We start from the raw sequence: 14,953 nt of genomic DNA, 5'->3' as shown, positions 1-14,953 counted from the left end.
TTCCCTCCTTCGCGCGGAGTCTTTGTCGATGAAATTCGATTTTATCCTGGTGTTGGCGGCGATCGCCCTGACAGCCATTTGTTGGGGGGCGTACGGCCCAGTATTGCATCGTGGTCAAACGGCGATGGAGGGAAGCCGGTTGCGCCCGCTGCTATGCGTCGGCATGGCCTACTTCGTGATTGCCGTCGTGGTGCCGGTGATCTGGCTGTACACAAAAGGCGAAAAAGGGGACTGGACCTTTTCAGGCGCTGTATGGAGTGCCGGCGGCGGCGTGGCCGGCGCGATCGGGGCGCTCGGCATCATTCTGGCCTTCAACTTCGGCGGTAAGCCCACCTATGTGATGCCGCTCGTCTTTGGATGTGCGCCGGTCATCAACGCCTTCCTGACGATCTACATGGCGGGCACGTGGAAAGACGTGAATCCGCTCTTTCTTGCCGGACTCGTGATCGTGGCACTCGGCGCCGTCATGGTGCTAACCTTTGCACCCAAGGGGCACGCCCCCGCACCGGGCGGAGCGAGTCATGCGCCCGTGGCAGTCGTCGAATCGGGCGAAGGGCACTAAGCCCGTCGTGACGGCAAGCGGATCGTTGCTACCTGCGACGCAGGCGTTGTCGGAAAGATCGCGCGGCATTCGCGGCGAGTGACGCGAAACATTCTAGCCGGCGCTACGCATCCTCGCCGGCGCAGGGCATTGATGAACGGCCGGGTTTACTTGTCGTCGCTGGCCGCGGGTTGCGGCGGACGCCACGGCTTGCGCTTAGAGAAGTTGGCCGCCTCCTTCGACGTGGCGGTGCGCTTCGCGGCGTCTTTCGGTTCGGCGGGGATGCGCTCACGCGTGCCGTTGCGACCGAACTTCACGACCTGGCGCGGATCCTTCCAGCCCGATTGTTCCATGAACTTCGTAATCGGCATGCGTTCCGTGCCGGCCAACTCCGCCTTGCTGATCAGCAGGGCAGCGCCATCGACCGCCGCACGATCCTTGGGAATCTTGCCTTCGAGCAAGTAGCGGGTGTTCAGGTCGACGTTGCCAGTGATTTTTCCTTGGGAATCCATCTCGGCGTCGATGATGCCGCCGACCGAGGTGATCAAGTCGCGGACCACGTCGCGATCGTCCTCGCCGTCGCCATCCAGATCGATGTTTCCGAGGATGGCAAAGCGCGTCCGCTGACCTGGATGCCACAGCGGAGTGTAAACCTTGTCGCCGTTGGCGATCGGGTTCGACAGGTCCTCGTTTAGCACCCGGCACATCGACATGTGGTCGCCCAGGATTTGCGTCACCTCGATGCTCGCCTTCAGTCCGTCTCCTTGGGCAGTGTTCGCTTCCGCGTCATGCACGCTGAAAGTCACAAGCGGGATCAAATGATCCGCGGCGCCGATATTCAGGTAGACGGTCCCTTTCTTATGCGGGTTGACCATCACGACTTCGCCCTGGGCCACTTCGAACTGGGACTTCTGCATGATCTTGATTTTTTCGTTCTTTAGTTCGTTCTGCGTGGCCAGGGTCTTGATTTCGCCTTTGAAGGTTTGCTCTTGCCGGGTGGCCGAGTCAATCGCCTGATTCTTTTCGGCATCCTTCTTCGCTAGTTGGGTGTTCAAGTCCTCGCTAGTGGCATTGATCTTGTGGCGATCCTCTTCGAACTCTCCCCGCTGTTTGACGGTCAGATTCGCTTGCTCGTCGGCGCGATCCTGGTGCTTCTTGATCTGCAAGTCGCGTTCTTCCTCGCGGCGCGTGAGCTGATCTTGCAATTGCTTGAAGTTGTTCTGCGATTCCGTGCTCGAGGCGAACAGTTCCTGGTTAGTCTGCCAGATCGATTCGAGCGCGTCGCGGTAATGCTGTTTTTCCGGCGGCAGCGTCGCGGCGAACTGCGCCATGTCGGCCTCGAACGTCTTCTTCACCGTTAGCGCCGCCTTCTCGTCAGCCTCGGTCGCGCCGACGATCGTCTTCGGATCAACCCCCAGCATCTCCTTCAGCAGCGTGATCTCTTTCTGCATATCTTGCGCGCGGGCCGTGTCATCGCGGGCCGTGTCCTTCAGCTTCGTGGCTTCAGCGCGAGCCTCCTGAAAGCTGCGCACGTACATGAACGTGACCACCGCTAGAATGATGGTGAGCATCACGAACACGATCAGGGCGATCTGCAGTCCCTGGTTTTCCGCACGTGCCATACACGATCCTCCGCGGCGCGATTCAACAAGCGCCGCCGGCTACAGTGACTCAGTTGGCTATGACGATCTTCATTCGCGTGAGGCGACTTTATTGCTGACGATTCCGTGATGGATCCGCAGTCGGCCCGAGCGCAGACCAAGCAGGGCGCAGCACCGCCGCGATCACTCGGACAGGTTAAACGGACGAACGGATGCCACCGTTGGGAAAGGCCAGGCCGGCGATAACTTGCAGCTACCACAGACCTTCCTTCGAGTGTAAGCAGCCGCGCGGCGGGTGTCAAAAAATGCGAAACCGCCGACCTGTGTCCGGAAACCGGGGACGGTCTTCTTCCTCTTTTTGGATTGTGCGCTAACGATTTGCAGCTCATGTCCCGTTGTGCTCCCGGCAATGGTCTGGCGGACTCTGAGCGCCGGGCAGCCGCCACTAAATCCGAATATCCGCCGTGTGCGTACTGCCAGGGGGCCGCCGCGGGCGAAACAAAGACGGCAGACGTTCTCGGGCCAACCATTTATGCGCACCGCATTCGCGATCCTGGCCCTTGTCATGGCGGGTTGGTTGCTGCGGCCGGGGACGACCCGCGCCGCCGATGATCCGGGAGATTTAATCCCGTCGATCGAACAGTCGCTGGGCTCGGCGGGCAAGTTTTACCGGGAAAAAAATTACGAAGACGCAGCCGCGGCACTCGCCGAGGCGAAATCAATGCTCGAAACGCTTCAGGCCGGGAACGTGCCCGACGCCCTCCGCCCGCAGGTGGAAAAGCTCGAAAAGCGCCTGGTGTCGGCCGAGCGGCTGGTCGCGAAGCTAAAGCCATCGTCCGGCAAGGCCGCCGCTGCGACGAAGAAAAAAGTATCAGCCGCCTCGACGTCGCGCTCGGCGGCCAAGGCCAAGAAATCGGCGAAAGCGAAACCGACGAGCGTCGCCGCGCCTCCGGCACTCGGTTTCACCGCCGACGTGGCGCCGATCCTGATCGCGCATTGCGGCAACTGCCACATTCGCAACGTCCGGGGCAACCTGAGCATGGCCACGTTTGCGAATCTCGCTAAGGGAAATCACAACGGTCCGGTCATCACGGCCGGGGCCAGCCAGGCAAGTCCGCTCGTCGAGGTCGTGTTCTCGGGACGCATGCCTCCGGGCGGAGGTCAGATCAGTGCTGACGAACTGGCCGTGATTTCGCTGTGGATCGATGCCGGCGCGCGATTCGATGGCGGTGACCCTACTGCTCCCTTGGGTACGCCGGCGCCCATGAAGGGGCGCGAGGGGCCGGCGGCGGGCAACAGGCCACTGAGCGTGCAGTTTCTTCGCGATCTTGCCCCAGCGCTTGTGACGAACTGCCTGGATTGCCATACCGGCGAAAAGGCGGCCGGCGAACTACGGCTGGACACATTTGCCGCACTGGCCAGCGGCGGTGCATCGGGCAGGGCGATCCAGCCGGGCAACGCGCGCGACAGCCTGCTTGTCAAACGACTGCGCGGCCTCAACGGCGACCGCATGCCCAAGGACAAGCCGGCGCTTCCGTCCGAGACGATCGAACGCTTCGAGTCGTGGATCGCCAGCGGTGCGAAATTCGACGGGCCGGACGAGACAATGTCGCTGAAGAAGGCCGTCGAGAAGTCGGAACTCGCGCAGATGTCTCACGCGGAACTGACCACGAAGCGCACCGCGCGGGCTGACGCGATCTGGTCGCAGGCATTTCCCAACACCAGCGCCGCGCAACTGCAGACGGCCAACTTCATCTTGCGAGGGAACGTTTCGGCAAGCCGGCTCGAAACCGTGGCGAAGCTGGCCGAAGCCGAGCGTACGAAGATCGTCAAACTGCTGAAGCTGGCCGACGACGCACCGTTAGTGAAGGGGTCTTTGCCGGTGTTTGTGTTCAAGCAATCGGCCGACTATGGCGAGTTCGTACGCGTGGTTGAATCGCGCGAGGCGCCTGCCGATACCCTCGGCCACGCGCTCGCTAAAGAGGCAGATTTATATTCCTGCCTGGTCGTTTCGTCCGCCGGGGATGAACTACCGGCGCTCGTGGCCGAGCAAGTTGCGGCAGGCTTTCTATGCGCGCTCGGCGACGTGCCTCCCTGGTTTGCGACCGGCGCGGGGCGCACCATTGCCGCGCGCGTCGAGCCAAAAAACGCGATGCTCAAAAAATGGGAAGCGGAAATCCAGAAGCTGTCGGCGCCGGCAAACGCCGAGGCGCTCACGTCCGCCACCATGATCGATACCGACACGGCCGCTCGAAGCTACTTGTTTGTCCGCAGCTTGACGAAGAAGCTGCCGCAGTTTCAATCGCTCGTCGGTGCGCTCGGTCAAGGGCAGGATTTCGATCAGTCGCTCGCAAGCGTCTATCGCCATGACGCAAGCGAGCTCGTCGAACTCTGGCTGCGCAGCAAACCATTCGGACGGTAAGCGCCGGCCGCATTCGCGGCACTTCGATCGCGCGGCCCTGATCGCGTTATGTTGTCTACGGTTCGATCGGTACGACGCGCGGTTTGATCTTCTCGCGGTCTTTCTCCAGGGCGTCTTCCAGTCCCTGGGCGTCATCACGTTCGATTGCCGTCGCGCGCTGCAGTAGTTGCAATTGCTTTTCCAACTCGGCGACGCGCTGTTCGAGCCGGCGGATATTGGCGCGCGCTTCGTCGATCGTGCTGTTCAACGAAGCCAAGGGACGCGTGCCACCGCGACGTTCGGCTGGTTCCGAATCCAACTCGGCGGGGCGCGGCGGCTGCGGCTGTGAAACCTTCGAAACGCGCGGCACCGGTGCAGTCGAGGCAGGCAAGGTTGCGGGCGACGATGTTACGGTTGCTGACGTAGCGGCCTCGGGCAGAATTTGGCGCTCGACTTCCTGTCCCGCTTCATTGAGCGAGAACGAAAGCGGCCTGCCGACCTGGGCACGGCTGAGAGCGTGGGCCGCTTCGTCCGGCGAATCGGTCGGCTGGCCATTGATAGAAAGAATGACGGCGTCGACCGGAATGCCAGACTTTTCGGCCGCTGAGTTTCTCGTGACCCGCGTAACCCGCACGCCGCGTTGGGGAGGCACATTCAAAGCGCGTCGCGACGGCTCACTGAGCATCTCGACGCGAATTCCCAACGGAGCCGGCCGGCCTGTTACCGAAGGGATGGTTGCCGAAGGAACGGTCTCGGCCGGGCCCAGCCGCATTTGCGGAACAGTCGCCGTGTCCGCTTGCCGTCGGCCCAGCACGACTTCGATCGATCGGGGTTCGTTATCCCGCAGCAGATCGAACGTGACGTGCGTTCCCGCCGACATGCTGGCAAACCGCTTGGCGAAATCATCAACCGACCGAACAGGGCCCCCCTGGACCGCGCTGATCAGATCGCCGGGCCTTAATCCTCCGACATCGGCCGGACCACCGGGAACGACCTCGACGATGCGGATCCCGTCGCCGGAAGGGCCTTCATCGGCCTTGATGCCCAGGTAACCCGATTGCTGCGGCGAGACGGATGGCGGAGGGACTGCCAACAACTCTGGTCCGCCGGATGGTGATCCACGAAGTTGCGACTCGGCTTCGTCGAGCGCTCCCTGCGCGGTTGCGAATCCGGCGCAGGCTTGCAAGAGCGAAGTGGCCAGCACAAACATCGATAGCCGCATGGCAAGTTCCTCCGCACGTCGCGCAATTCGTTGGAGCGCGTTGAAGTCGACTGGACCGCACGGCAGCCCCCTGCGCTTTGCATTATAGGACTTCGGCCGGGCGTCGTGTGAAGCTGACGAAATTGGATGTTTTGGTGAGCACTGACCGGCTCGGCTGAGAACACCGATTGATCCAGCCCAGGTCTGTCCTAACAAGGCGGCGTATAATTCACGGGCAACTTCGACCTGCGGCGCGAAGCATCATGACCACGAAAACTCAGCCGGACTTCGACGTTCTCCGGGCGCCGCCGGCGCTGCGCCGCGAAGCCTTGGAAATGGTGCTGCAGGATGTGCCGGACGGTCGGCGTTCGGAATATATCGACCGGCTGCTGGCTTCGGCCCAGGCCCGGGAACTCGACCTTGATGGTTTGTTGGTCGCCCGGCAGGGGGAAGCGCTGGTCGGCGCGATTTGGGGGTATTTGCAGCCGGGGCGCGTGGCCAGCTTGTGGCCGCCGGTTGTGATGGACTCAGACGGGGACACGGCCTCGGACGCGCTGCTGAGCCATCTGGCGACGTGGTTGGCAAATGGGGGGACTGAGATTGCCCAATCGCTCCTGCCCGTCGATGGCGCTCGCCAAACGGCGCAAATGGTTCGACAGGGCTTCACGCACATGGCGGACCTTCTTTATATGGTTTGCCTGGCAACGTATTTCCCGCACAGCGAGCCAGAATCGCCCTTGGCTTTCGAAGCGGCATCAGCCGCTGCCGACGCGCGCCTGGCTGGCGTTGTCGAGCGGACCTACGAACGAACGCTCGATTGCCCGCAGCTCAATGGCGTTCGTGATGTGCGCGACGTGCTGGCCGGCTATCGCGCGTGCGGCACGTATGACCCGTGCCGCTGGTTTATCGCGCGCCACGGTGAACAAGACGTGGGCTGTCTGTTGCTGACGGATGAACCGGCCGACGATCAGTGGGAAATCGTTTATGCCGGCCTGGTGCCCGCTGCGCGCGGCCACGGTTACGGCCTTTCGATGGCGCGTCACGCGCAGTGGCTGGCGCGCTGCGCAGGCCGGGCGCGATTGGTGTTGGCCGTGGACGCGGCGAATGTTCCGGCTGTCAAGATGTACGAGCGCGCAGGTTTTGTGGTGTGGGATCGACGGCGCGCATTGATACGCATTTTTCCGCGCGGGGGGGCAGCGTCTCTTGCAAGTTGAGCGCGCCATGATGGTGCGGCGATTGGGACAACTTCGCCACCAGATGTCAATGAGGTTTTTTCGCGCGAAACGACGCGCAAGCGCTTCTGCTGTCGTGACCGTGACTTGCGTTCGCGAAAATATTTGGGCGCGCGACATGCGATCGCAATTCGACAATTTTTCCACGGCGCCGTGGCGCGCGTCGAGATTTTTTTCCGCGCGATAATGAGCGCCAGGTTAGCGTTTTTCCCGCACTTCGCGCGTGCCTCGAAAGACCACGACCGAGGCTCGGCAAAAACTCTTTGACAGCAGTACCAGCGTTCGTACAATCGCGCTCTCTCGGGTGACAAGTTCGAGTCTTTAGCGCTGGCCGTTGTTCTGATCCTGACGGAATAAGTAATGGGTGGCGAGACGACCCCTAGGTCTTCTCGCTAGGCTTTTTTCCGTCGGCGCTGGGGGATGACTCTCAAACTACCGTGTCCCGGTCGAGGCCGGGAGCAAATCGACGTCATGACGGCGCGATTTGTGTAGGGCGAGGCCGCGCGCACGGGGAATGCAGGAAGTGACCAAGGACGATACGGAGATCGTATCCGCCGTGCTATTGGCATTGGCGGATAAGGTCGGCAAAGATCGATTCGAGATGTGGTTCGGAGCTAACGCCCGGATTGCGCTCGTGGCGGACACCCTCCGGGTGGCCGTGCCCAACCAGTTCTACCAGGACTGGCTGCGGACGAACTTTCGTCGACACATTGAGGACTCCTGTCAGCAAGTGTTGGGCCGCGATCTGCCGGTTACGTTTCACGTTGACCGCGATCTGAATCGACCACGCGTTGCATCCCTGAGCGCTCCCCCGGCGCCGCCGGGCACCACGACCGAGTCAGGCGTGGTGACTGAGGCGTACGGAGCGGCTGGGCCAAGCGCCCAAACGGCCTGCACGGCGCAACTCGCCGTGGCTTCGCAAGTCGCGACGATCACCTTGCCGGCGGTAAGCAATCGTGCGCCGGTCGAGACGAACTCAACACCGGTCCCAGGCCGACGAAAATTTGCCGACCTGGCATCTTTCGTCAGCGGCACAGGCAACCGGCTGGCCGCCACCAGCGCCGCGGAAGTGGCTGCGTCGTTGGGCAGCGTGTCGCCGCTGGTGATTCACGGTCCGACGGGCGTGGGTAAGACGCATTTGCTGGAAGGGATCTGGACCGCGGCCAAGCGCCGTTATCCGCGGCTGCACGCCGTTTATCTTTCGGCCGAGCAGTTCACGAGCTACTTTCTCGAGGCGCTGCACACGAGCGGCGTGCCGAACTTTCGCAGTAAATATCGTGGCGTCGATCTGCTGCTGATCGATGATTTGCAATTCTTCGCCGGCAAGCGAGCCACGCTGGGCGAGTTGCTGCACACGATCGACGCCCTGACGCGCGAGGGGCGGCAGTTGGTCTTTACCGCCGATCGCTCGCCATCGGCACTCGCGGGTTTGGGGCCGGAGCTGACAGCGCGACTTTCGGCCGGTCTGGTGTGTCGCATCGACACGCCCGATTACGAGACCCGCTTGGGCATCGTTAGGCAGCAGGCCACGCGGCTGGGGATGGAGCTGCCGGAAAAAGTGTTCACATTCCTGGCCGACAATTTCCGCAATCATGCTCGCGAGCTACAGGGTGCGCTGCTAAAGCTGCACGCCACCAGTCGGGCACTCGACCGGCCGATCACGTTGGCATTGGTCGTAACGGCGCTCGCGGATTCGGTCGTCCGTGCGCGGCAGCCGCTAAAGCTTACGGATGTACAGCAGGCGGTGTGCGAAGTATTCGGGATCGAACCCGAGAAGCTTTGCTCGGCCCGCCGCACGAGCGCCATCGCCCATCCGCGGATGCTGGCCATGTGGCTGGCGCGGAAGCACACCCGCGCGGCCCTGGCCGAGATCGGCGAGTTCTTCGGCAATCGCAGCCACAGCACCGTGTTATCGGCAAACAAAAAAGTCGGCGAGTGGATGAACGATCCGCAGTCATGCATGCTGGCCGATCACACACTGACGCTGGCCGAAGCGGTGCGGAAGGTCGAAGAGCGGCTGCGCGTGGGGTGACGGGCACCAGTTGTGGTGCAGCCGTCCCGGCTGCAAGAGCCCGAAACGCGTTGCGGAGCGCCGTCCCGGCTGCACAGTTCGCTAGATGATCTAGCGGGCGTTGTTTCCGTCGCTGCCATCGATCAGGCGGCGAATATGCGCCAGGCTCTTCTGTGCCGCCGCGTCGAGATTTGCTTCGCTGCCGCCACCGCGCAGGGGCGAGCACATTTCATAGGCCACGTAGCCCTGAAATCCTCCCGCGCGCAGCCCGGCGAAGAAGACCGGCAGATCCAAAAAACCCTCGCCCAGCGGCACGGCGCGCAGCGCCGGCGGTTCGAGACGCCGGTAATTAATGATCGCTGGGTCGTAGGCGAATCGTTCGACGCGCACGTAATCGGCCAGTGTAGTTTGCACCATCCGCGGGGCAAGTCGCTCAGCCGACTGACGCAGGTCACCGTCGGTCAGCGCCACCGACCACGGATCGAACATCGCCTTCAGATGCGGATGATCGACTTCATCGAGCAGTTCTTCGTAGGCTTCAACCGTGATGCCGACATCGTGATGGTTTTGCAGTCCGAGCGTTACCCCTTCCTCGGCCGCGCGGTCGGCCGCTTCGCGCAGCCCCTCGATGCACTTGCGCCAATCAGCTTGGAACGATTCCGCGTTGGGCGAGTAACCACTGAAGACGCGCACGATCTTCGCCCCCAGCGCCGCAGCCACGCGGGCAAGTTCGCCGACATACGCGACCTGCATTTCCACGTGGGGGATGTCAGGGGTCGAACGGCCGGCCGTGAAGTCGGTATAGCCGGCGATCGTGGCAATTTCGAGGTTCAAGCGGTCCGCTTCCGCGCGAATCGCATCGAGCTGCACGCGATCTCGATAGTCGAGCGGCGAAAGATGCGGGCGTTTGCCGCCCAACTCGACGGCCTGATAGCCCAGCGCCGCCGCCTTGCGCAAAAAAGAAATGACATCCAGCTTGTGCTGCCCCCAATAGCCGGCGTAACTGACCGAGAAGAGCGTGGGAATCAACGGGCTGGCACTCCGCAGAGCAAGATTGTCAATCGAACCTGGGCAGATCGAAAGAACAATCTAAGCCACGAAGTAGGCCGGTGCCAACTTTCCGGCGACATGCCGTAGATGCACTGCCAGGTGAGAGGATCTGTGCCTCATCTTCTGTAGCTGGCCTCTGTGAGGCCGGGGTTTCACAGCGTCGCTACGGGGTCGCAGTCCCCAGCTACAGAGTTCGCTCTAGGAAAAAGTTGCCGCGATGCTGGTTGCGACGATTGAGGGCGCGCACCGCGATCGCTGCGGGCTGCGAGTCTGGCAAGGGGCCATACGCAAGCCAGCCGATGGCCCCCAGCGAGCAGAGTGAAACAGGGGCCGTCATTTGTGTAAGTGCGCGAAACAGCGCGAAGACGACACACGATTCGCAAAAATGCAAAATTTCGCACTAACCTGTTTCGGGGCCCGCATACCGCCAGATATGATTGGGGATCGCGCTCCCCGCCCAGAATGTTTCGCTTGCATCTTGGACAGGCCCCCGTCGCGCGATCGCCGTGGACTTTCACTTCTATGCGTACTGACCGCACGACTCAACTTCAGCGCTGTATCGATCGCTTGCGCGCCGGCGACACTAAAGCCCGCGAGGAGCTGATCGTGGGGGCCTGCGGTCGTTTGCGAATTCTGGCGCATCACATGCTGCGTGGTGATCGGGTGCGTCGCTGGGAACAGACCGACGACGTGTTACAGCAATCGCTCGTGACATTACATCGCACGCTGGCCAACATTCAGCCCGCCACGGTGCGCGACTTTCTTGGTTTGGCGGCGTTACACATTCGTCGCACACTGGCGCAATTGGCGCGGCATTACTTCCGTCCCAACGGCCAAGGAGCGAATCACGCCAGCAACGGCCCCGGCGACACCGAACATGGACAGGCGTTCGACACGCCTTCGGCCGAGGGAACGCCCGCAGAACGCTTGGAGCAGGCCGAACGTTGGAATCGCCTGCACGCAGAAATCGAACGTCTGGCGGACGACGAGCGCGAAGTGATCGAGCTCCTCTGGTTCCATGATCTGACGCAAGTCGAGGCCGCCGAGATCGCGGGGGTCTCGGAGCGCACGGTGCAGCGCCGCTGGGTGCAAGCACGCTTAAAACTTCATGCCGCTTTGAAACGAGAGATCGTCGGCGACTAATCGCCGCACAAAGCCAGGAAACAACCGTCGATGGCCAACGCCGATTTGTTGATTGATATTCTGTCGGACTTGGAGCAGCGGAGCGCGCTCGACACGCAATCGTCGATCGACGAGCTCTTGGCCAGTGACAGCGAATTGCAAGCGCAATTGGCACGCGACCCAGAACTCGCCAGCGAAGTGCGTCGCGCCTTGGCCGCGCTACGGGATCTGGACAGCTATCTCGGGCGGCATGCCGCCGCAGACAAGCAAGCCTTGCCCACGATACCCGGCTATACGATCGAGTCGGAGCTCGGCTTCGGCGGGATGGGCACGGTCTACAAAGCGCAACAAGAGAGCCTGAAGCGGACGGTGGCCGTCAAGGTCATCTGGAAGCATGGCCTGCGTTCGCATCTGTACGACAAGCGCGTGCGCGCAGAAGCCGAGATGGTCGCCCGGCTCGAACATCCGCACATCGTGCAAATCTACGAAACAGGCGAAACGCCGACGGCCCACTTCCTGGTGCTCGAATACCTGAGCGCCGGCAACCTCGCCGACCGGCTGGATGGTCGCCCTCAGCCGGAGCGCTTCAGCGCGGAAATCGTGTACACGATCGCGCGCACGGTGGAATATGCGCACAGCCGCGGGATCATTCATCGCGACTTGAAGCCCTCGAACATTCTACAAGCCACGGACGGCTCGCTAAAGATCGCCGACTTCGGCCTGGCCAAGATGCAGGATGTCGACTCGAACCTGACCGCGTCGGGCGAGGCGCTGGGGACACCCGGCTATATGGCCCCGGAGCAAACGCGCGGAAAGTATTCAGAACGCACGGACGTTTATTCTCTAGGAGCGATCCTTTACGAGTTACTCACGGGCCGCCCTCCGTTCTCGGGCGAAACCGCGGCCGAAACGCTCGTGCAAGTACAAACCAACGAGCCGATCGCGCCACGCTTGATTCGCAGCAGGCTGTCGCCGGACCTGGAAGCGATTTGTTTAAAATGCTTGGAGAAGGATCCCGCACGGCGTTACGCCTCGGCACATGAACTGGCGGATGATCTAGATCGCTTCACAGCGGGCAGGCCGACCATCGCGCGCCTCATGTCGAGCCCGCAAAAGCTAGTGCGATTGGCACAGCGCCAGCCGCTGGCCGCGGGCCTGATTGCCGGCATTCTCTTACTGTTATTGGCTGTGACTGCGATCTCGACGGTTTCCGCGATATGGATTAACCGCGCCCGGCGCGAGGCCGAGAATATCGCCCAGCGCGAGAGTGAAGCCCGCGCCGAGGCGAACGAACTACGGTTGCAGGCTGAGCAGCACGTACGCGACCTAGAGGTGCGCGACCGCAGGTTGCGACGCGAGGTCTACACCGCCAATATCCAGCGCGCTTTCGAATTAAACAGCCTCAGCGACTGGAACGCCGCGAGGTCGATCGTTCGCGAATTTCCACCGGAAAACGAAGATGACGTTCGTGGCTTCGAGTGGTATTTCTTGAAGCACGAATTGAGTCGGCCGGGCGAGACGGAATTAAATCCGCCAGGTGGACCTTGTTTCTATGTTTGCTATTCACCTGACGGTCGCTTGATTCTGGCAGGAACAGAGCAGGGCTTTGTCACGATCTGGGATGCGGTGACGTTAGTCCAGGTCCATTGCTGGAAAGCTCATGACAGCTGCGTAAATATGATTTGCTTTTCTCCCGACGGTCAATTGATTGTCACGACGAGTTGCGACAAGACCGCGCGGTTTTGGCATGCCTCGGATTGGCAGCCGGCCGGCGAGCCGATGCGGCGCGAACAGCCGATATTCCGCTGCGCATTTACGCCCGACGGCAATCGCTTGATCACGACCACAGATATTCGGAAGTCGCCGCGCGGGACTGTGCCCGAAATCACAGTCTGGGACGTCAGCACCCGTTCCCCCGTAACCAGCCGTACCGCATTGCCAGGCCATATCATCGATATGGAACTCGGCCTGGAAGGGCAGCGAATCGTAACGATGAACATTAATAGCCATATCCAGGAATGGAGCCTCGAGGGAAGCACTCTTACGGAAGTGCAGCACAATCTGCTGCCGGATCCTGACCACGGCGGGTTCGCTGCTTTGGCGATGGCGCCGGATCAAAGAACGATCATTTATAGTTCGGTGCCAAACCGAGTCGAAATCGCCGACCTTATAACGCATAAGACCAGGCACTGGCCGGGCGTGAATGTCATCGCGCACTGCCTTAATGTGTCTCCAGACGGTCGCTATGTGGCAGTGGGTGATAGGGGGGCAAATGCATGGATTCGACAAATGGAAGACGGCTCGCTTATCGAGACGCTGCGAAACGTCGGCAATACTCATGCATTATGTTTTTCGCCAGATTGCAAGCGATTGGTTGCCGCGACGCAACAGGGCAGGGTACTTGTTAATACACTCGACCATCCTGCCCGGTCAGGGCGCAAATTTCCCGTGCGAAATGCCATTGGTTGGCAGACGAAAGATTTCCGAGGCGACGCCCGACTGAATGCCGCCGGCACGCGTCTCTGGCACAAGGGCCCTCAAGGGCTTGTCGCGGACGAGCCCGCAACGGGCCTCGTTCTGAAGATGTTCGAGAATTGCGTGCCAGGCAAAATCCAAGACTGGGAAATCTCACCCGACGAGCTTTCGGCCGTTGTCACGATTGAAGGCACGGCGCAGAATCATTACTTCTTACTCCGCCGCGAGCCAGACAGCGAGCAGGAACGGATCGTCGCCGAGTTCGACAGCCAGTTAACGCCTCGCTTTAACGCCCGTTCGTCGTGCATCGCGGCGTACGTGACGGGAAAGCTTTCCATGCGCGACGCAACGGACGGCAGCGAGCTTCGCACTTACTCGCTCCTCGACAAGACGACCTCGCCACCGCAAGAGTATCGTGGGCGGCTGCGATGGTTCGACGGCGGGAATGAAATGCTCGTGCCACTGGTTCCGAACGCCATGAGGTGCGACCTCAGCACCGGCGAGTGGGCCAAGCTCGGCCCGCTGCAAGTCCGCGCCGATATCGCGGAGAGCGGAACATGGCTGGTCGATTCGGACGCTAATCGGCGCGTTGTCGTGCGCGATGGCGTCACCGGCACGGCCATTAGCGATCTCGGCGTACTGGGAAGCTTTCCCGATTTATCGCCCGATGGCCAACGGATTGTGTTCGTAGCTAACCGAACAGTCCGCATCTTAGACATTGAAACCGGAAAAGAAGTCTTTACTTTCATCGCCGACGAAGACCTTTATTGTGCGAAGTTTTCTGGCGACGGCCTGCGCCTCGTTTTGATTGGCCTCGCGGACGTAGGCGGCAACGCGAAGACTTGGACGTTGTTCGCCGATTCTCCGGATGACTCGAATGTCTCTGCAGAATAACTCCCGCTGCTGACTCGCCTTTCTGATTCGCGTAGACTGCTCTCATGTTCGACCGCACACGCATCATCGATCTCAGCGTGCCCCTAGCGCATCAAGCAGCCAGTGAACCGCTGCCGGCTGCGATTCGATATATCGATCACGCCGGTGAGGGGCTCGCGCAGATGCGGCAGTTCTTCGGCGTCAAGCCCGAGGATCTGGTTTACTCGCACGGCCAGGGGTGGGCGATCGAAGAGATCACCGCCATCACGCACACCGGCACGCACGTCGATGCGCCCTACCATTACGGCGCGACGAGCGAAGGCAAACCGGCGCGGACCATCGACCAGGTACCGCTCGATTGGTGCTTCGCGCCCGGCGTCGTGATCGACGTGCGGGCGATCCCGGCCGGCGCCGAGATCACGATTGCCCACCTCGAGCAGCAACTG

General features: G+C 61.5%; 10 protein-coding genes. 7 read left to right on the top strand and 3 right to left on the bottom strand.

Translation table 11 applies throughout. The features are described 5' to 3' along the window. Positions 1-28: 28 nt before the first annotated feature. Positions 29-562 (top strand): hypothetical protein, encoded by a 534-nt coding sequence (locus tag VGN12_24100; protein HEY4312553.1) that lies wholly within the window; start codon positions 29-31, stop codon positions 560-562. A gap of 146 nt (positions 563-708) precedes the next feature. Here VGN12_24100 and VGN12_24095 read toward each other — a convergent pair whose 3' ends face one another. Next, complete coding sequence (locus VGN12_24095) at positions 709-2,163, bottom strand: hypothetical protein (GenBank protein HEY4312552.1); 1,455 nt, start codon at positions 2,161-2,163, stop codon at positions 709-711. A gap of 511 nt (positions 2,164-2,674) precedes the next feature. On the opposite strand from VGN12_24095, the gene VGN12_24090 reads away from it, so the two are divergent. Further along, positions 2,675-4,564: a c-type cytochrome domain-containing protein gene (locus VGN12_24090; GenBank protein HEY4312551.1), complete on the top strand. Its 1,890-nt coding sequence runs from the start codon at positions 2,675-2,677 to the stop codon at positions 4,562-4,564. A gap of 55 nt (positions 4,565-4,619) precedes the next feature. On the opposite strand, the gene VGN12_24085 is transcribed toward VGN12_24090, so the two are convergent. Beyond that, a complete protein-coding gene (locus VGN12_24085) occupies positions 4,620-5,765 on the bottom strand; it encodes a PDZ domain-containing protein (GenBank protein HEY4312550.1) in 1,146 nt (381 codons plus the stop codon). 242 nt (positions 5,766-6,007) lie between these two features. Between VGN12_24085 and VGN12_24080 the strand changes: the two genes are divergently transcribed. Next, positions 6,008-6,958, top strand: coding sequence for a GNAT family N-acetyltransferase (locus tag VGN12_24080; protein ID HEY4312549.1), 951 nt, complete (start codon positions 6,008-6,010; stop codon positions 6,956-6,958). A gap of 541 nt (positions 6,959-7,499) precedes the next feature. Beyond that, complete coding sequence (dnaA, locus tag VGN12_24075; GenBank protein HEY4312548.1) at positions 7,500-9,008, top strand: chromosomal replication initiator protein DnaA; 1,509 nt, start codon at positions 7,500-7,502, stop codon at positions 9,006-9,008. 90 nt (positions 9,009-9,098) lie between these two features. Here dnaA and VGN12_24070 read toward each other — a convergent pair whose 3' ends face one another. After that, positions 9,099-10,016 carry a sugar phosphate isomerase/epimerase family protein gene (locus tag VGN12_24070; protein ID HEY4312547.1) on the bottom strand — a complete coding sequence of 306 codons (918 nt, stop codon included), beginning with the start codon at positions 10,014-10,016 and terminating at the stop codon, positions 9,099-9,101. A 543-nt stretch (positions 10,017-10,559) separates the two neighbouring features. Here VGN12_24070 and VGN12_24065 point away from each other — a divergent pair. The 3 genes from VGN12_24065 to VGN12_24055 all read left to right on the top strand — a co-directional run. Next, positions 10,560-11,180, top strand: a complete 621-nt coding sequence (locus tag VGN12_24065) for a sigma-70 family RNA polymerase sigma factor (protein ID HEY4312546.1) — start codon at positions 10,560-10,562, stop codon at positions 11,178-11,180. Between the two features lie 30 nt (positions 11,181-11,210). Continuing rightward, positions 11,211-14,528, top strand: a complete 3,318-nt coding sequence (locus tag VGN12_24060; GenBank protein HEY4312545.1) for a serine/threonine-protein kinase — start codon at positions 11,211-11,213, stop codon at positions 14,526-14,528. Positions 14,529-14,572: 44 nt separating this feature from the next. After that, positions 14,573-14,953 (top strand): cyclase family protein (locus VGN12_24055; GenBank protein HEY4312544.1); only part of this gene is annotated, 381 nt, incomplete at its 3' end.

It is taken from the genome of Pirellulales bacterium (assembly GCA_036499395.1).
Classification (GTDB): domain Bacteria; phylum Planctomycetota; class Planctomycetia; order Pirellulales; family JACPPG01; genus JACPPG01.
This window is presented reverse-complemented; position numbering and strand designations above follow the sequence as displayed.